18 protein-coding genes are annotated in these 17,003 nt (G+C 71.3%); 10 read left to right on the top strand and 8 right to left on the bottom strand.

Annotation, left to right across the window (positions count from 1 at the left end; all coding sequences use genetic code 11):
• Positions 1-38 precede the first annotated feature (38 nt).
• A complete protein-coding gene (locus AB0O28_RS01075) occupies positions 39-335 on the top strand; it encodes a WhiB family transcriptional regulator (RefSeq protein WP_030506755.1) in 297 nt (98 codons plus the stop codon).
• Positions 336-536: 201 nt separating this feature from the next.
• On the opposite strand, the gene AB0O28_RS01070 is transcribed toward AB0O28_RS01075, so the two are convergent.
• Positions 537-1,676 carry an ArsA family ATPase gene (locus AB0O28_RS01070; protein WP_363634907.1) on the bottom strand — a complete coding sequence of 380 codons (1,140 nt, stop codon included), beginning with the start codon at positions 1,674-1,676 and terminating at the stop codon, positions 537-539.
• Between the two features lie 102 nt (positions 1,677-1,778).
• Positions 1,779-2,819 (bottom strand): ArsA-related P-loop ATPase, encoded by a 1,041-nt coding sequence (locus tag AB0O28_RS01065; protein ID WP_363634905.1) that lies wholly within the window; start codon positions 2,817-2,819, stop codon positions 1,779-1,781.
• A 288-nt stretch (positions 2,820-3,107) separates the two neighbouring features.
• Between AB0O28_RS01065 and AB0O28_RS01060 the strand changes: the two genes are divergently transcribed.
• The 4 genes from AB0O28_RS01060 (at position 3,108) to AB0O28_RS01045 (ending at position 5,500) form a co-directional block, all read left to right on the top strand.
• Positions 3,108-3,260: a DUF4177 domain-containing protein gene (locus tag AB0O28_RS01060; protein ID WP_076440089.1), complete on the top strand. Its 153-nt coding sequence runs from the start codon at positions 3,108-3,110 to the stop codon at positions 3,258-3,260.
• Complete coding sequence (locus AB0O28_RS01055; protein ID WP_363634903.1) at positions 3,260-3,721, top strand: RidA family protein; 462 nt, start codon at positions 3,260-3,262, stop codon at positions 3,719-3,721. The genes AB0O28_RS01060 and AB0O28_RS01055 overlap by 1 nt, the downstream gene beginning before the upstream one ends.
• Before the next feature lie 94 nt (positions 3,722-3,815).
• Complete coding sequence (locus AB0O28_RS01050; RefSeq protein ID WP_363634901.1) at positions 3,816-4,712, top strand: NUDIX domain-containing protein; 897 nt, start codon at positions 3,816-3,818, stop codon at positions 4,710-4,712.
• A complete protein-coding gene (locus tag AB0O28_RS01045; RefSeq protein ID WP_363634899.1) occupies positions 4,709-5,500 on the top strand; it encodes an MBL fold metallo-hydrolase in 792 nt (263 codons plus the stop codon). Before AB0O28_RS01050 ends, AB0O28_RS01045 begins: the two co-directional genes overlap by 4 nt.
• On the opposite strand, the gene AB0O28_RS01040 is transcribed toward AB0O28_RS01045, so the two are convergent.
• Positions 5,497-6,177, bottom strand: a complete 681-nt coding sequence (locus AB0O28_RS01040) for a Crp/Fnr family transcriptional regulator (protein WP_169949820.1) — start codon at positions 6,175-6,177, stop codon at positions 5,497-5,499. The genes AB0O28_RS01045 and AB0O28_RS01040 overlap by 4 nt on opposite strands.
• Positions 6,178-6,572: 395 nt before the next feature.
• Here AB0O28_RS01040 and nth point away from each other — a divergent pair, with 395 nt between their 5' ends.
• The 3 genes from nth (at position 6,573) to AB0O28_RS01025 (ending at position 9,364) form a co-directional block, all read left to right on the top strand.
• Entirely contained in the window at positions 6,573-7,310 is a 738-nt protein-coding gene (nth, locus tag AB0O28_RS01035; RefSeq protein ID WP_363634896.1) for an endonuclease III, read from the top strand.
• Positions 7,311-7,416: 106 nt separating this feature from the next.
• Entirely contained in the window at positions 7,417-8,076 is a 660-nt protein-coding gene (locus tag AB0O28_RS01030; RefSeq protein WP_363636133.1) for a CoA pyrophosphatase, read from the top strand.
• A 97-nt stretch (positions 8,077-8,173) separates the two neighbouring features.
• Positions 8,174-9,364: a MarP family serine protease gene (locus AB0O28_RS01025; RefSeq protein WP_363634894.1), complete on the top strand. Its 1,191-nt coding sequence runs from the start codon at positions 8,174-8,176 to the stop codon at positions 9,362-9,364.
• Positions 9,365-9,390: 26 nt separating this feature from the next.
• On the opposite strand, the gene AB0O28_RS01020 is transcribed toward AB0O28_RS01025, so the two are convergent.
• Positions 9,391-10,365, bottom strand: a complete 975-nt coding sequence (locus AB0O28_RS01020; RefSeq protein WP_363634892.1) for a helix-turn-helix domain-containing protein — start codon at positions 10,363-10,365, stop codon at positions 9,391-9,393.
• Between the two features lie 71 nt (positions 10,366-10,436).
• Between AB0O28_RS01020 and AB0O28_RS01015 the strand changes: the two genes are divergently transcribed.
• Entirely contained in the window at positions 10,437-10,769 is a 333-nt protein-coding gene (locus tag AB0O28_RS01015; protein WP_363634890.1) for a cupin domain-containing protein, read from the top strand.
• Between the two features lie 150 nt (positions 10,770-10,919).
• Here AB0O28_RS01015 and AB0O28_RS01010 read toward each other — a convergent pair whose 3' ends face one another.
• The 4 genes from AB0O28_RS01010 to acs all read right to left on the bottom strand — a co-directional run bounded on the left by AB0O28_RS01010 (position 10,920) and on the right by acs (position 15,225).
• Positions 10,920-11,309 carry a DUF309 domain-containing protein gene (locus tag AB0O28_RS01010; RefSeq protein ID WP_363634887.1) on the bottom strand — a complete coding sequence of 130 codons (390 nt, stop codon included), beginning with the start codon at positions 11,307-11,309 and terminating at the stop codon, positions 10,920-10,922.
• Positions 11,310-11,599: 290 nt separating this feature from the next.
• A complete protein-coding gene (locus tag AB0O28_RS01005) occupies positions 11,600-12,520 on the bottom strand; it encodes an alpha/beta hydrolase (RefSeq protein WP_363634885.1) in 921 nt (306 codons plus the stop codon).
• Positions 12,510-13,007 carry a phage holin family protein gene (locus AB0O28_RS01000; RefSeq protein ID WP_363634883.1) on the bottom strand — a complete coding sequence of 166 codons (498 nt, stop codon included), beginning with the start codon at positions 13,005-13,007 and terminating at the stop codon, positions 12,510-12,512. Before AB0O28_RS01000 ends, AB0O28_RS01005 begins: the two co-directional genes overlap by 11 nt.
• A gap of 241 nt (positions 13,008-13,248) precedes the next feature.
• Entirely contained in the window at positions 13,249-15,225 is a 1,977-nt protein-coding gene (gene acs / locus AB0O28_RS00995) for an acetate--CoA ligase (protein WP_363634881.1), read from the bottom strand.
• Between the two features lie 260 nt (positions 15,226-15,485).
• Between acs and AB0O28_RS00990 the strand changes: the two genes are divergently transcribed.
• A complete protein-coding gene (locus tag AB0O28_RS00990; RefSeq protein ID WP_363634879.1) occupies positions 15,486-16,262 on the top strand; it encodes an oxidoreductase in 777 nt (258 codons plus the stop codon).
• Positions 16,263-17,003 lie beyond the last annotated feature (741 nt).

Below are 17,003 nucleotides of genomic sequence, written 5' to 3'. Positions count from 1 at the left end.
AAACGACGACTGACCACCTAAGGGGAGTGGGGTCGAACATGTGGATCACGGATTGGACCTCCCGTGCCGCCTGCCGAGGTGCGGATCCTGACGCACTCTTCGTGCAAGGCGCCGCCCAGAACCGGGCCAAACTCATCTGTCGTGGGTGCCCCGTCCGCACCGAATGCCTCGCCGATGCGCTGGACAACCGCATCGAGTTCGGGGTGTGGGGCGGGATGACCGAGAGGGAACGGCGTGCGCTGCTCAGGCGCAGGCCAGATGTGGAGTCCTGGCGCGACCTGCTGGAGTCCGCCAAGGAAGAGTACGAGCGGACCAACGAGCTGATCGCCGGCTGACCCCGGCGCGGCGTAGCGGGACGCCGGACGACACGTGTCCGGAAACCCAGCCGGGCGACCGATCGCCAGGAGCCCAGCCGGGCGACCGATCGCCAGGAGCCCAGCCGGGCGACCGATCGCCAGGAGCCCAGCCGGGCGACGGGTTTCCCGCCGTTCAGCCGGGCGACACGGTTGCGAGGAGCTCAGCCGGGCGGCCGGTCTTCAGGACGCGAGGAGTTGCCCGATCTGGCGCAGTCCCGCCAGATCGTGCACGTCCTCGGGCATCGCGGGCACCTGTGCGATGGGCACCGTCGGATGGGCCGAGGTGAAGTGCTCCTGCTGGCGCTGCTCCCGGGAGGCGAGCTGCATCCTTCCGGCGTGCAGCCGCAGCACGGCCGCGGTGAGCTCGTGCTCGCCCCTGACGTCCAGATCCTCGGCGGCGGCGGAGCTGCGCGCCGCCGACAGCGACGGCGCCAGCGGCCGGTGTACGCGGTTGACGACGAGGCCGGCCAGCGGCATGCGCTCGTCGGCCAGCCGCTCCACGAAGTAGGACGCCTCTCGCATCGCGTCGCGCTCCGGCGCGGCGACGACGAGGAACGCCGTGCCGGGTGCCTGCAGCAGCCGGTATGTCTGCTCGGCGCGCTGGCGGAACCCGCCGAACACCGCGTCGAGCGCGGTGACGAACATCTGGATGTCCCTGAGCACCTGAGCCCCGAGCACCTTGGTCAGGATGCCCGCGACCATCCCGAAACCGGCGTTGAGCAGCTTGAACGCGCTGCGACCGCCGGCCTTGGCCGGTGCCGTGAGGATGCGGATCAGCCTTCCGTCCAGGAAACGGCCGAGACGCTCGGGGGCGTCGAGGAAGTCGAGCGCCGACCGCGACGGTGGGGTGTCCACCACGATCAGGTCCCACTCGTTCGAGCGGCGCAGCTGGCCCAGCTTCTCCATGGCCATGTACTCCTGCGTGCCGGAGAAGCTGGACGACAACGACTGATAGAAGGGGTTCGTCAGGATCTGCTGGGCGCGCTCGGGGTCGGCGTGGGCCTCGATGATCTCGTCGAAGGTCCGCTTCATGTCGAGCATCATCGCGTGCAGCTCGCCGCCGGCCTTTTCTGCGCCGTCGACGCCGTGCACGCGCCGGGGGGTGTTGTCGAGCTCGGTCAGGCCCATCGCCTGGGCCAGCCGCCTGGCGGGGTCCACGGTCAGGACGACCACGGAGCGGCCCCGTTCGGCGGCGCGCAGCCCGAGGGCCGCGGCCGTCGTGGTCTTGCCGACACCGCCCGAGCCACAGCAGACGATGATCCGAGTGCCGGGATCATCCAAGATCGCGTCAATGTCCAGCGCGGGCGCCGTCCTGGTCACAGCTCAGCCTCTCACTCGATCGGAAGTCACGCCGCAGGCCCTGGTCGCGCCGCGCACTGCTCCGCCACACTCTGCCCGCGCACTGCTCGGGCCGCGCACTGCTCACGCCACACTCTGGGCGCGCAGGGCGTCGGCCAGCTCGTAGAGCCCGGCCAGGTCGGCGCCGTCAGGCAGCAGCGGCAGGTCGTACCGCGGCACCGCCGCCTCCTCCAGCGTGACGCGCTCGCGCTTTTCCAGCTCGGTCCGCAGGGCGTGCTCGGTCACCTCGTGCGCGAGAGCCTCGGCGACCGCGGAGGCGTCGGCCGTTGCGTCCGTCAGCCCGGCCGCCTTCAGGCCGAGCGCGAGCTCGGCGGAGTCGAACCGGCCCTGGACGGCCGCCTCCAGCACCCCCTCGGGCAGCCCGGCGGGGCGCACCATGTTGACGAACACGCCGCCGACCGGCAGGCCCGTCGTGCGCAGTTCCTCGATGCCGTCCAGCGTCTCCTGGACGGGCATCTCCTCCAGGAGCGTCACGAAGTGGACCGCCGTCTCCGGGGAGGCGAGGACACCCCGCACGAGATCGGCGTGGTTCTTGATGGGCCCGACCCGGGCCAGCCCGGCGACCTCCTGCGTCACGTTCAGGAATCGGGCGATCCGGCCGGTCGGGGGCGCGTCCATGACGATCGCGTCGTACACCCTGCGGCCCAGCTTGTCGCGGCGCCGTACGGCCTCGGTGGTCTTGCCCGTGACCAGGACGTCCCGCAGGCCGGGGGCGATGGTCGTGGCGAAGTCGACCACACCCATGCGGGTCAGCGCCTTGCCCACGCGCTTGATGCCGTAGAACATCTCGAGGTAGTCGAGCATGGCCTCTTCGGGGTCGATGGCCAGCGCGTACACGTCCCCGCCGCCGGGCGCGACGGCGATCTTGCGTTCCTCGTACGGCAGCGGCGGCAGGTCGAACGCCTGGGCGATGCCCTGCCGTCCTTCGACCTCGACGAGCAGCACCTTGCGCCCGCCCGCCGCCAGGGCCAGCGCGAGCGCGGCGGCGACGGTCGTCTTCCCGGTGCCGCCCTTGCCGCTCACCACGTGCAGGCGCACGCCGTCCCAGTCGGTGTCCCGGGTTCCCCCGTCGCTCCCGCCGCGACTGCTGGTCGGCTGACTCACCGTGCCTCCTCCGCGTCGGCGTGCCTGCTCCACGCGCCCACGTGAGGAAGGCTACCCAAGGGTTACCTGCCGATACGCGGGGGTCGTCCCCCGCCGTAACCCGAGGTACGGCTTGCGGGCCGATCCGGTGAGGTTCGTCAACGGGAGGTCAGCGAACCCGCGTGCCGGGGAACGTGCCGGAGACCGCGGCCGGGCCGCCGGGCCCGACGTTCGCCGTGCCCGCCCGCGGCGGGGCCGAACGGCGTTCCTGAGCACTCCGGGCGGGCCGTGCCTCGATAGCCTTTGCCCATGACCAAGTGGGAATACGTCACCGTGCCGCTGCTCACGCACGCCACGAAGCAAATTCTGGACAATTGGGGCGAAGACGGGTGGGAGCTCGTCTCGGTCATCCCGGGGCCCAACCCCGAGCAGTTGGTCGCCTACATGAAGCGGCCCAAGTGATGGCGACCCCGGAGGAGCGGCTCGCCGAGCTCGGGGTCACGCTGCCCGAGGTCGTGCCCCCGCTCGCCGCGTACGTGCCCGCCGTACGGACGGGCGATCACGTCTACACCTCGGGCCAGCTTCCGCTCGTGAAGGGCGAGCTGGGCGTCACCGGCAAGGTCGGTGCGGAGGTGTCGGCCGAGGAGGCCAAGGAACAGGCGCGCATCTGCGCGGTCAACGCCCTGGCGGCCATCAAGGCGCTGGTGGGCGACCTGTCGCAGGTCGTACGGATCGTGAAGGTGGTCGGATACGTCGCGAGCGCTTCCGGCTTCACCGGGCAGCCGCAGGTCCTCAATGGCGCCAGCGAACTGTTCGGCGAGGTGTTCGGCGAGGCGGGCAGGCACGCGAGGAGCGCGGTCGGCGTGGCGGTCCTCCCGCTCGACGCGCCGGTCGAGGTGGAGGTCATCGCGGAGGTCCGCTGACCGTCCGGCTCTCCGGGACCGGGGTTTGCGGCCCGGCGAAGGCGTGGGGGAGCATGAGGACCGGCGCGAACCGATCGTTGTTCTGGAGGGCCTCATGGGGTTTCCGCTGCCCGGCGAGGTCGGCGAGCGGGCGCGGGAGATCCTCGCCGGCCGCCTGGCTCCCGTCCCCGCCAGGGACGCGGCCACGGTGGTGCTGCTGCGTGACGACCCTCTGGAGGTGTATCTCCTCAGGCGCAAGGCCACGATGGCCTTCGCCGCCGGCGCCTACGTGTTCCCCGGTGGGTCGGTCGACCCACGGGACGCCGACCACACCGTGGCCTGGGCGGGCCCGTCGCCGGCCGAGTGGGGCGAGGTCTTCCGGGCCGGCGAGAGCACGGCCCGGGGCCTCGTCTGCGCCGCCGTACGCGAGACGTTCGAGGAGTCGGGCGTGCTCCTGGCCGGGCCGAGCGCGGACACGGTGGTGACGGACACGACCGGGGCCGGCTGGGAGGCCGACCGCCTCGCGCTGATCGCGCGCACGCTGTCGTTCGCCGAGTTCCTCGACCGGCGCGGTCTCGTGCTCAGGTCCGACCTGCTCAAGGCGTGGGCGCACTGGATCACGCCGGTCGTGGAGCCCCGGCGCTTCGACACCCGCTTCTTCGTCGCGGCGCTGCCGTCCGGGCAGCGTACGCGTGACGTGGGCGGCGAGGCGTCCGGGGTGGCCTGGATGCGGCCGCGGGACGCGCTGGCCGCCGCGAGGGCGGGAACGGCGCGCATGCTGCCGCCCACCTTCCGGACACTGACCGAGATGGCGGCGTTCGAGTCGATCGGCGACGTGTTCGCCCGCCCCCGGTCGATCACGACCGTCCAGCCGGAGCCCGCCGAGGTGGACGGGCGGATGGTGCTGATGATCCCCCAGATGATCACCGAGGCGATTCCCGAGGCGATCCCCGGAACGATTTCCGAGACGATCCCCGAGACGATCCCCGAGACAGGAGAGGCGGGCGAGTGAGCGGCCTGCGCATACCGGTGGAAGGCCCGGACGGTTCCGGCACGGCGACAGCGGTGAACGTGCTGGCGCCGAATCCGTCGCCGATGACCCTCGACGGCACCAACACGTGGATCATCGGAGGGGAGCGGGCCGTGCTGGTCGTCGATCCCGGCCCGGACGACGAGGCGCACCTGCGGCGGGTCGCCGAGCGGGTGGACGGCCGCCGGGTGAGCGCCGTCCTGCTGACGCACGGCCACCCCGACCACAGCGAGGGCGCGGGGACGCTCGCGCGGATGCTCGGCGCGCCGGTGCGGGCGCTCGACCCCCGCCACCGCCTGGGCGAGGAGGGCCTGGCCGACGGCGACGTGGTGACGGCGGGCGACGTGGAGGTGCGGGTCGTCGGCACGCCCGGGCACTCGTTCGACTCGCTGTGCTTCTGGCTGCCCGGCGACCGGGCGATGCTGACCGGTGACACCGTCCTCGGCCGGGGAACGACCGTGATCGCGCCCGACGGGGACCTCGGCGACTACCTGCGCAGCCTCGACAGGCTCAGGCAGGGCGCGGAGATGCTGGAGGCCGCGGCCCTGCTGCCGGGTCACGGGCCCATCCTGCCCGACCCGTCCGGGGTGCTCGACGCGTACATCGCCCACCGGCGTGAGCGGCTGGAGCAGATCCGCGAGGCGATCCGCAGGGGCGCCAGGGACGCGCGCGACATCGTGGAGATGGTCTACGCCGAGGTGGACAGGTCACTGTGGCCGGCCGCCGAGATGTCGGTGGCGGCTCAGCTCAACTATCTCAAGACGCTCTAGCGAGAGCGGTTGTAGAGCCGCTCCCTGTCCATGATCACCACGGCCTTGGCCTCGATGCGCAGCCAGCCGCGCTGGGCGAAGTCGGCCAGGGCCTTGTTGACCGTCTCCCGAGAGGCGCCCACGAGCTGGGCGAGCTCCTCCTGGGTGAGGTCGTGGTGCACCCGGATGCCGTCGTCGGTCTTCTGCCCGAAACGGTCGGCCAGGTCGAGGAGTTGCTTGGCGACCCGGCCGGGGACGTCGGTGAAGACGAGGTCCGCGAGCACGTCGTTCGTACGGCGCAACCGCTGGGCCAGTGCCCGCAGCAGGTGAAGGGCGACCTCGGGCCGGCCGGTCAGCCACGGCCGCAGGTCGTCGTGGCCAAGCCCGGCCAGGCGCACGTCGGTCAGCGCGATCGCCGAGGCCGTACGCGGGCGGGGGTCGAACAGCGACAGCTCGCCGAACATCTCGCCGGGGCCGAGCACGCTCAGCAGGTTCTCCCGGCCGTCAGGGGCGGTGCGCGCCAGCTTGATCTTGCCTTCGAGCACCACGTAGAGCCGGTCGCCGGTCTCGTTCTCGCTGAAGAGGGTGCGGCCCTTGGGCAGCTCCACCTCGGTGATGCTCGCGCGCAGAGCCGCGGCGCTCTCGCGGTCGAGCGCGGAGAAGAGCGGCGCCTTGCTCAGTACTTCCTCGGTGCTCACGGTGCCTCCTTGCTGCGGGCGCGCTCGGTCGCCGGCTCCGTGCTAGCCATTGTGACGCACGCCTTGCACAGCGGCTTACGGGGTGTCCCGTTACGTCGCATGGGCGCTGTCCCGGCTCGCAGTCGTGGGCCGTCTGTGACGAAACAACACAATCTTGGCGGAAACCTATCCTGACGCCCATCGCGTGCCCGACCGGCTCGGGTAGCCGGTCGTCCCCCTACGGGCACAGTGTATTGCGCCGTGTAGGGACAAATTGGCAAATACAGGCTGCATATGTGGCATGTATGACAAGGTGACCTCCCGCAGGACGGGAATGGCCGGCGGACGCCGGAAGCGTGGATACGGGCCGGGCCGACCGTGAGGTGGGCGCTCGCCCGAGGCCCTACGCTTGCGGCATGGCGACGAACACGGCCGCTCCGCGGCGGCGTCAGCGCCAGGCCGAGACCCGTCTGGGACTCGTACGGCGGGCGCGGCGCATCAACCGGATCCTGGCCGAGACCTACCCCGACGCCCACTGCGAACTCGACTTCGGCAACCCCCTGGAGTTGCTGGTCGCCACGATCCTCTCGGCCCAGTGCACCGACAAGAGAGTCAACATGGTCACGCCGGTGCTCTTCGCGAAGTACCGGACCGCGGCCGACTACGCCGGGGCCGACCGCGCCGAACTCGAGGAGATCATCAGGTCCACCGGGTTCTTCCGGGCGAAGGCCAACAGCATCATCGGGATGGCGCAGGCCCTCTGCGAGCACCACAAGGGGGAGGTCCCGGGCAAGCTGGCCGACCTCGTCAAGCTCCCCGGCGTGGGCCGCAAGACCGCGAACGTCGTGCTCGGCAACGCCTTCGGCGTCCCCGGCATCACCGTCGACACGCACTTCCAGCGGCTGACGAGGCGCTTCGGCTGGACGGCCGAGACCGATCCCGTGAAGATCGAGCACGAGGTCGGCGAGCTGATCCCCAAGTCCGAGTGGACGATGCTGTCGCATCGGCTGATCTGGCACGGCCGGCGCATCTGCCACGCCAGAAAACCCGCCTGCGGCGTGTGCCCCCTCGCCGCGCTCTGCCCGTCGTACGGCACCGGCCCCACCGACGCGGACGAGGCCCGTGCGCTGGTGCGGCCGGGCCCGTTCTCGTGAGCACCCGGTGATCGGGAAGCTCGCGCGCTCTCGCGTGGTTGTACGGCACGCCTGGGCCCGCGCGTGCCCCGTGTGACGATGCGGTGGGACGATGCGGCGTGACGATATGGAGGTGGTCGTGGCTCCCGTTTGGCTGACGGAGTTGGCCGCGAAGGCCGCGCACAGCCCTGTTCCCACCGCGTTGCGGCCGCCCGCGAACGGCGCCGGCCGCTCGGCGGCGGTGCTGTTGCTGTTCGGCGAGGGACCCGAAGGGCCCGACATCCTGCTGATCCAGCGCAGTTCGAAGGGCCGGGTGCACGCCGGCCAGCCCGCCTTCCCCGGCGGCGGCGTCGACCCCGGCGACGACGGCCCGATCGGCGCGGCCCTGCGGGAGGCGCAGGAGGAGACCGGGCTCGATCCCGCGGGCGTCGAGGTCGTCGGGACCATGCCCGAGCTCTACGTCTGGCGCAGCGACAACCGGGTCACACCCGTGCTCGCCTGGTGGCACACGCCGTGTGTCGTGCACCCCGCGTCTCCCGACGAGGTCGAGATCGTCGAGCGGGTCCCGATCGCGGAGCTGGTCGACCCCGCCAACCGGCTGCGGCTGCGCCACCCGCGCGGCGTCGGCCCCTCCGTGGCGTTCCGCGTACGCGGCCTGCTCGTGTGGGGGTTCACGGCCGGTGTGCTCGACGGCGTGCTGACCGCGGCGGGGTTCGAGCGCCCCTGGGACCGCTCACGGATCGAGGATCTCCCCCCGGAGGTCGTCAACCTGGCCGCGCGGGGCTGAGCGTCCCGGGTTCGAGGGGCCTGCTGGGGCCGCGCGACAGCGATGAGACCCGGGCAGACGCCCGCACGACGGATGGCGTGGCTATACCGTGGAAACCGTGCGCGGCGATCTTCTGGATCTCATCCTGATCGGCCTGGTGGTGGCCTTCGCGGTATCCGGCTACCGGCAAGGCTTCATCATCGGGGCCTTCAGCTTCTTCGGATTCGTCGGCGGCGCCATCCTGGGGTTGTTCATCGCGCCACCTCTGGCCGGGGCGATCGTCAGCGGCGACATCGAGCGGGCCCTGTTAGCCATCGTCATCGTCTTCCTGACGGCCACCATCGGGCAGTTCGCGTCCTCCACCCTCGGCGCCATGGCTCGTAGCCACGTCACGTGGGAGCCGGCCAAGGCGGTCGACGCCTTCGGCGGCTCGGTCGCCAGCGGCCTGTCGGTTCTGGCCATCGCCTGGCTGATCGGCTCCCTGATGGTCTCGATGAGCATCGGCCAGCCGCTGGTCAAGGACCAGATCAACGGCTCGATGATCTGGCAGGGCGTCGACGACGCCATCCCCGACGGCGTGGGGGCGCTGCAGAAGCAGTTCAGGGACTTCGTCAGCACATCGGAGTGGCCGCAGGTCATCACCTCGATCGGCGGCCAGAACGTGCCGCCGCCGGACCAGAGCCTGATCAACGGAAGCCCCGCGCTCGTCCGGGCCCGCAGGGCGATCGTCAAGGTGCAGGGCACGGCCCCGAGCTGCCGCAAGCGCATCGAGGGGACCGGGTTCGTCTACGCACGACAGCGGATCATGACCAACGCCCACGTCGTCGCCGGGGTCACCGAGGGGCTGCACGTGACCGACTACGACGGCAACCAGTACGACGCACGGGTCGTCCTGTACAACCCCGAGCGCGACATCGCGGTCCTGTTCGTGCAGGGCCTGCCGATCAACGCCCTGCGCTTCGACATGGCCGCGGACAAGGGCGACAGCGCGATCATCGCCGGTTATCCGAAGGGGCACCCCTTCACGCCGCTCGCCGCGCGCATCAGGGTCAAGCAGCGCGCCGAGTCGTACGACATCTACAACCAGCGCAAGGTGGAGCGCGAGGTCTACGCCATCCGGGGCAAGGTCCAGCCGGGCAACTCGGGCGGGCCGCTGCTGAGCCCGGAAGGCCGGGTGCTCGGAGTGATCTTCGCCGCCGCGACGGACCAGGCCGAGACGGGCTTCGCCCTCACGGCGGAGGAGGTCATGCCCGACGCCAAGGACGGCAGCGGCGCCGTCGTCCGCGTGGGCACCCAGGACTGCGACTAGGGCGTTTCCGTACGCTCGGGGTGGCTTCAGCTCCTCGCAGCGGTGGTTCCTCGTGTTCCGGCCCGGAACGCCCGGCGGTAGGCGCCCGGCGTCGTGCCCAGGGCGTGGAGAAAGCGCCTGCGGAGGTTGGTGGCCGAGGAGAGACCGACGCGGCGGGCGACGGCGTCCAGGGGAAGGTCGGAGGACTCCAGCAGGTCCCGGGCCGCGGCGAGCCGCTGGGCGAGCAGCCACTGCCCCGGACTGGCGCCGAGCTGCTCGGCGAACCGCCGTGCGAGGGTGCGCGTCGAGACGCCCGCGTGCGCGGCCATGCTCTCGATGGTCATCGGTTCGCCGAGCCGCCCGGTGACCCATTCCAGCAACGGCGCCAGCGTGCCGTCGATCTGTGCGGGGTGCGGCGGCGCCGAGTACTGCAACTGCCCGCCCTCGCGGTGGGGCGGCATCACCATGGTCCGTGCGATGTGCGCGGCATGCCGGGCGCCATGATCGCTGCGGACCAGGTGCAGGCACAGGTCGAAGCCGGCTCCGGCTCCGGCGCTGGTGGCCACGTCGCCGTGGTCCACGTACAGCACGTCCGGATCGACCTGGACGCGCGGGAAGCGCGCGGCGAGCTCGTCCGCCAGCGCCCAATGGGTGGTCGCCCGTCGTCCGTCCAGCAGGCCGGCGTGCGCCAGCGCGAAGGCGCCGGAGCAGATGCTGACCATCCGCGCCCCGCGGGAGTGCGCGCGGCGCAGCGCCCGCACGACCGCGGGCGAGGGCGGCTCCCCGGCGGGCAGCCAGCCCGGGAGGATCACGGTGTCCGCCCGGTCGAGCGCGTCCAGCCCGTCGGTCACGAGCATGTCGTAGCCGGCGTACGTGGCGACCGGGCCGGGACGCTCGGCGCACACGCCGAAGGCGTACCGCGTCGCGAGCCCCGGCCCCCGCTCGATCCCGAACACCTGCGCCGCACAGGCGAGTTCGAAGGTCGACTGCGGCGGGCGGACGAGCGCGGCTACGCGATGCATGGCAGAAAAGTACCGCAGGATGTCTTTTCTGACACTCGGCGGGGCGGCGGGTGACCCGCCACGCTGTCCCCATGACGACGAAGCAGAGCACCCCTGCCTATGTGTGGTCGTCCGTCCAGGACGCCCCGGTCCGCGAACTCTTCCCCGGCATCCGCCTGCGCCCCCTTTGGGCCGGGGACGACGGCGCGAAGGCCTTCGTGCTGGAGATGGACGCGAACACGTGCTGGGAGGGGATCGACGTCCACGAACCGGGGCCCGAAGAGGTCTTCGTGGTCTCCGGCGTCTTCAACGACGGCGAGAGGGACTACCCGGCCGGATCCTTCATCCACGCCGCCGCGGGCTCCTCGCACGTCCCGCAGACGACGACGGGGTGCACGCTGTTTCTCTTCTACCCGGAAGGGTAGATCGCGGGTCACCTCAGGGCCGGACGGCTGACCCGGCTGCCGGGGTCTCACTGCCCGTCGGGCCCTGACACCGGATCGGGGGAGGCGACGGGCTTCGCCCCGTGCGGTGAGGAGCCCGGCGGAGGCCGGTGCACGCTTCACCGGCTCGCGTCAGCCGGTGGCCGGGGTCAGGCGTGCCAGGATGGCCGCGATGGCGGCGTCGGCGTCGGCGTTCCCCTCGTCGATGGCGGTCGTGACCGCGTCGGCCTGCACGGCCAGGGCGCGCAGGTCAAGCCCGTACGGCTGGGTGGAGCCGTACGCGCCGAGCCGGGCGGATCCACGGGTCAGCAGGGCGGCGGCGCCGGAGAGGTTGCCGCGCTGGATGTGCGTGAGTCCCACGCATATCTGCGCGAGCCCCTGCCACAACTCGCGTTCCTCGGCCGGGGCGGTCTTCCAACGGGCCTCCAGCACCTCGTGGGCATGGAACGGCCGGCCCGCCGCGAGCAGCTTCCTGGCCTCCTCCAGCGCCTCCTCGGCGGAGGGGGCGTAGTCGTCAGGCACCCGGGGCACTCCCTCTGTGCCTTTGGGGAGCGGCCTGCCGTACTCGTCGCGAGGGCGTGCATTGCGGGGGCGGCCCGCTTCGTCACGGTCACGCATGATCTCTCCGCAGGGCGCGTGGGCGGTTCAGGATGGCCGGATCGCCGGCGATCTCCCGGAACGCCGGACAGGGAGTTGGGCCACTTCAGGGCACATTTCTACTATCTTCTTCAAGATCACGGGTACCGATCCGGCAGCGGGGGAGCGCCACCAGGCCGGCGACGGCGGAACCGGTGCCGATGTGGACGGCACTGTCAGCGGTCGGGTTCGGGGTCGGAGAGCCAGGAGATGAGCTCGGCGTTGAACTGCTCGGGGCGCTCCTCGTGCGGGAAATGCCCGGCGCCCTCGATCAGCCGCCACCGGTACGGCGCGGCCACGAACCTGCTGGAGCCCTGGGCGGTCCGCGGCAGGACGCACGGATCGAGCGCGCCGTGCAGTTGCAGCGTCGGAGCCTCGATCTCCGCCCGCATCTGCCGGGCGTAGCGGAAGCCGTCCGGACGGACCTGGGACCGGGCGAACCAGCGGTAGTACTCCAGCGCGCAGTGGGCCACGGTGGGGATCCGCATCGCCTCCCGGTACACCCGCGTCACGCTGTCGCCCGGCCACTGCGGCCCGGCCCACCGCTCGACGAACCGGCCCACCGCGGCGCCACCCTTGCGGGTCAGCTTCCGTTCCGGCAGGAACGGGAGCTGGAATCCCAGGGCATAGCGGCTGGCCTTGAGCTGCCCGAGCGGGTCGGTGAACAGCGCGGCACGCATGCGCAGCGGATGCGGCGCCGACACCGCAACGAGCCGGCGCACCACCTTCGGGTCGAGCACGCCCATGGTCCAGCCGAGCAGACCGCCCCAGTCATGCCCCACCACGGCGGCGCTCGTCTCGCCGAGCGCGCGCACCAGGCCCGCCGCGTCCACGGCCAGTGTGGGCAGGTCGTATCCGCGTGGCGGCTTGTCGCTGGTGCCGTACCCGCGCAGGTCGACGGCGACGGCCCGGTAACCGGCCTCCGCCAGGGCCGGGAGCTGGTGCCGCCATGTCCACCAGAACTGGGGAAACCCGTGCAGCAGCAGGACCAGCGGCCCGTCCCCGGCCTCCGCCACGTGGAATCGCACACCGCCCGCGTGCACCGTCCGGTGTGCCCAGGGGCCGTCGACCTCGGTCAGCGCCTCGTCAGCCGGCATCGCTCACGGACTCCCGGTGGGCGCCCACCTGCCCGGCGGTCGGGCCCGTGTACGGCGGCGGCGCAGGGGCCGCGGGCCGCGGTCCGGAGGCCGGAACCCTCTCCGGCAGCTCCTCCGCCTCCTCCGGGCCCGCCAGGCCGCGCAGGCTCCGCCTGGTGCGCTTCATGCCGGTCAGCCCCTTGAGCCGGCGGTAGCCGACGAGGACCAGCAACCCGGCCATCAGGAGGTAGAACACCGTGACGATCGTGAACGCGAGCCATGTGGCCAGCCCCGCGGCCACGAGGGCGTACGCGATCGCGAAGGAGGCCAGGATCAGGCACAGATGCCCGATGAAGGCCGCGGCGCCGAACAGCCCCGCCGCGGTGCCGACCCGCTTCGCGTCGAACTTGAGCTCGGCCTTCGCCAGCTCGATCTCCGACCGTACGAGGGTCGAGATGTGATGGCTCGCCTGGGCGACCAGCGCACCGAGCGATTCGTCCTCGGGCATGAGCGATCTCCTATCTGCGACTATCAAACATCATCTCGTGCCCGTCCGCGCACGTGCACGTGAAGCCCCTCGCCTGTGGATGACCGCGGTCCGAAGCCCACACACGCGGGGACCTGCCCACAGGCGGCCGGAATATGACACCTCAGGCGATCCGCCCGCTCCTCGCCCCACGGACGCGGAGACGAGGAAGGCGTGGACGCCGGTCGTCCACGCCTTCCTCACGAGATCGGGCGGTTCGCGATCAGTCGTCGCTCTTGGCGCTGGGCAGTTTCTCCGCGATCAGGTTCATGACCGAGCTGTCGGTCAGCGTGGTGACGTCGCCGAGCGAGCGGTTCTCCGCCACGTCGCGCAGCAACCGGCGCATGATCTTTCCGGAGCGGGTCTTCGGCAGCTCGGGCACGACCAGGATCTGCCGCGGCTTGGCGATCGGGCCGAGCGTCTTGGCCACGTGGGCGCGCAGCTCGGCGGCGATGTCGTCGCTCTCCTCCGCGCTGCCGCGCAGGATCACGAAGGCCACGATGGCCTGGCCGGTCAGCGGGTCGGTGGCGCCCACGACGGCCGCCTCGGCCACCTTCGGGTGGCTGACCAGCGCGCTCTCGACCTCGGTCGTGGAGATGTTGTGCCCGGAGACGAGCATGACGTCGTCCACCCGGCCGAGCAGCCACAGGTCGCCGTCCTCGTCGCGCTTGGCGCCGTCTCCGGGGAAGTACATCCCCTCGAACCGCGACCAGTAGGTGTCGACGTAGCGCTTGTCGTCGCCCCAGATGGTCCTGAGCATGGACGGCCACGGCTCGCGGACCACGAGGAAGCCGCCGCCGCCGTTCGGCACCGAGTTGCCCTGGTCGTCGACCACGTCGGCGGAGACGCCTGGCAGCGGCTGCATGGCGGCGCCGGGCTTGGCGGCCGTGACGCCGGGGAGCGGGCTGATCATGATGCCGCCGGTCTCCGTCTGCCACCACGTGTCCACCACCGGGCAGCGGCCGGCGCCGATGTGCTCGCGATACCAGACGTACGCCTCGGGGTTGATGGGCTCGCCGACCGACCCGAGCACCCGCAGGGACGACATGTCGAACTTCGCGGGGATGTCGTCGCCCCACTTCATGAACGTACGGATCGCGGTGGGGGCGGTGTAGAGGATCGTGACCTTGTACTTCTGCACGATCTCCCAGAAGCGCCCGCGGTGCGGGGTGTCCGGGGTGCCCTCGTAGATCACGCTGGTCGCGCCGTTGGCGAGCGGGCCGTACACGATGTAGGAGTGCCCGGTCACCCAGCCGATGTCGGCCGTGCACCAGTAGATGTCGGTCTCGGGCTTGAGGTCGAAGACCGCGTGGTGGGTCCAGGCGACCTGCGTGAGGTAGCCGCCGGTGGTGTGCAGGATGCCCTTCGGCTTTCCGGTCGTGCCGCTCGTGTAGAGGATGTACAGCGGGTCCTCGGCGTCGTGCGGCACGGGCTCGTGCTCGGCCGGCTGGCGCTCCACGAGGTCGTGCCACCAGACGTCGCGCTCGGTGACCGCGACGTCCTGCCCGGTCCTGCGCACCACGAGGACGTGCTCGACGCCGGGGCACTCGGCGACCGCCTCGTCCACGGTCGGCTTGAGCGCGCTGGGCGCGCCGCGGCGGAAGCCGCCGTCGGCGGTGACGACGACCTTGGCGTCCGCGTCGTGGATGCGGCTCTTCAGGGCGGAGGCGGAGAAGCCGCCGAAGACCACCGAGTGGATCGCCCCGATCCGGGCGCAGGCCAGCAGGGTGATCGGCAGCTCGGGGATCATCGGCATGTAGACCGCGACCCGGTCGCCCTTGCGCACTCCCAGCTCCTGCAGCGCGTTCGCCGCCTTCGCGACCTCCTTCTGCAGGTCGGCGTAGGTGATCGTACGGCTGTCGCCCTCCGGCTCGCCCTCCCAGTAGTAGGCGACCTTGTCGCCCCGGCCGGCTTCGACGTGGCGGTCGACACAGTTGTAGGCGACGTTCAGCTTGCCGCCGATGAACCACTTGGCGAAGGGCGGCTTCCACTCCAGCGTGGTGTCCCAGCGCTCCGCCCACGTCAGCCGCTCCGCGGCGCGCTCCCAGAAGGCGAGCCTGTCCTGGGCGGCCTCCTCGTAGGCGTCCGCCGTGACGTTCGCGGCCGACGCCAGGTCCGCCGGGGGCTCGAACCGGCGCGTCTCGCTCAGCAGGTTCGACAGCGTCTCCTGGGTTTCCTGACCGGGGGTCTCGGTGGCCACTCCGTGCTCCTTCAGCGTCTAAAAGGTTGTCTCTCGTTCGGCCGCCTCGGCCAAGCAGGGGTATGTCGTGTCCCACTTCACCAGGCGAGCGGTGTCAAGTACAAGTAATCGGGGTGGGGGCGTTTTGTCCGGTTACCGGCCTTTGGCCTGCAAACTTAGCCGCAGGCGAGGAGCCCGCCGAGACCGGTGTCGCCGTTGTGCGGTGAACGGCCGCACCTCCTCGGCGAACGACGTTCTACCGGCGGGTATGGTCGGGGGCTGTGAGCGATCCCCTGGCCGTGATCGCCGGGCTGCCCGGCGTGCCCGAGGCCGTGCAGGAGGCCCGCGAGGCCGTCGACCGGCTCTACCGCCACCGGGTGCTGCGCCGGCGCAGTCCCGAGGTGTCGGCTGAGTCGGCCCTGCGCGGCGCGCGCGCCTCCGCCGCTATCGAGGGCGTGGACGTGCCGCTCGAGCCGCTGCGCATGGGTGAGGTGACCGACCCCGTCGTGCAGGGCGCGTTGCGCGCCTCGGCCGAACTCGGCCGGCTGGCCCCGACGTGGCGATCGGCGCCGCGTCAGGTGCTCGCCCGGCTGCACGCGCTGGCGGCCGCAGGGCTGACCGCCGATCCCGGCAGGCCGCGCACCGCGCCCACGACCGCCGACCCCCTCGGGGTCGGTCCGGCTCCGGGAGCGGAGGAGACGGCGGCCCGCATGTCGGCCCTCGCCGGGCTGCTCACGGGTTCCACCACGGCTCCCGCGCTCGTGCTCGCCGCGGTCGTGCACGCGGAGCTGGCGGTGCTGCGTCCCTTCGGCGTGGCCGACGGCCTGGTCGCCCGCGCCGCGGAGCGGCTCACCCTGGCCGACCTCGGTCTCGACCCCAAGTCGCTCGCCATCGTGGAGGTGGGCCACGCCGACCTCGGCGACGCGTACGCCGAGAGCCTCAGGGCGTACTGCACGGGCACGGGCGAGGGCGTGGGCACGTGGGTGCGGCACTGCGCGTCGGCGGTCGTCCTCGGGGTCCGCGAGACGACGGCGATCTGCGAGGCCATGTCCCGCTGATCCACGCGAGGGCCGTGGCTGCCCGGCGTCCCCGGTTCGCCTGAATGGCCGTGGTGTGTGGCCGTGGTGCGGACAAAGCGGACGGCGTCCCTGGTGTGGAACGCCGTCGCCGGTACGTGTCACCGGGTTACCAAGCGTGCACCTGAATTCGTCGGAGCGGGTCAAGCCCGTCTCGACACGCCTCCCGCGGCTGGTCGCGCGTGGGTACCCGATGCCGTACGCGGACCCGCAGGTCCGTAATCCCTTTTTACGTCCGTTTCCCGGAGATGGAAACCCCTGAGGCCAAGAGCATTATCGAGTCACCGGAGTCATTCCTGTCAGTCCATCCCCAGTGGTGGAGTATGTCGGCATAGAAGTAGCGGCGCGTACCCCTTGCGGCCGTCGCGTGCATCCGTTGCGGCCATGCCTGCCGACATGTAACACTGACTCTTGGACAGATTTTTACTCAAATGGGAGACGAGTCCTCGGTGCACCTCTCGTGATCAGGCAGCATGCGGTATGTCTCCCCACATCGACCGCTTCGCGGGTGGCGAAACCCTTGCCATGCCCTGGTTCCTTGTTTAAAGCTTTCTTGTAAGACGGGACCGGCTCTACCCCCCCAGAGCCGGACCACTCGGCGGCCCCCGCTCTCCCCCCCGGCGGGGGTCGCCCTTTCTTTTGATCAACGTGTGGCCGATCGGCGGACGATCGAGCCGCCGGCCTTTGTCCACAGGCCGGGCTTCGTCCACAGAACATGATTCG

It is taken from the genome of Microbispora sp. NPDC088329 (genome assembly GCF_040685655.1).
Lineage (GTDB): Bacteria > Actinomycetota > Actinomycetes > Streptosporangiales > Streptosporangiaceae > Microbispora.
Note: the sequence above shows the minus strand (reverse complement) of the source record. Positions and strands in the feature narration are given on the sequence as shown.

Coding starts and splice junctions, on each gene's coding strand:
- AB0O28_RS01075 (WP_030506755.1), top strand. CDS start 39: ATGTGGATCACGGATTGGACCTCCCGTGCCGCCTGCCGAGGTGCGGAT.
- AB0O28_RS01060 (WP_076440089.1), top strand. CDS start 3,108: ATGACCAAGTGGGAATACGTCACCGTGCCGCTGCTCACGCACGCCACG.
- AB0O28_RS01055 (WP_363634903.1), top strand. CDS start 3,260: ATGGCGACCCCGGAGGAGCGGCTCGCCGAGCTCGGGGTCACGCTGCCC.
- AB0O28_RS01050 (WP_363634901.1), top strand. CDS start 3,816: ATGGGGTTTCCGCTGCCCGGCGAGGTCGGCGAGCGGGCGCGGGAGATC.
- nth (WP_363634896.1), top strand. CDS start 6,573: ATGGCGACGAACACGGCCGCTCCGCGGCGGCGTCAGCGCCAGGCCGAG.
- AB0O28_RS01030 (WP_363636133.1), top strand. CDS start 7,417: ATGGAGGTGGTCGTGGCTCCCGTTTGGCTGACGGAGTTGGCCGCGAAG.
- AB0O28_RS01020 (WP_363634892.1), bottom strand. CDS start 10,365: ATGCATCGCGTAGCCGCGCTCGTCCGCCCGCCGCAGTCGACCTTCGAA.
- AB0O28_RS01015 (WP_363634890.1), top strand. CDS start 10,437: ATGACGACGAAGCAGAGCACCCCTGCCTATGTGTGGTCGTCCGTCCAG.
- AB0O28_RS01005 (WP_363634885.1), bottom strand. CDS start 12,520: ATGCCGGCTGACGAGGCGCTGACCGAGGTCGACGGCCCCTGGGCACAC.
- AB0O28_RS01000 (WP_363634883.1), bottom strand. CDS start 13,007: ATGCCCGAGGACGAATCGCTCGGTGCGCTGGTCGCCCAGGCGAGCCAT.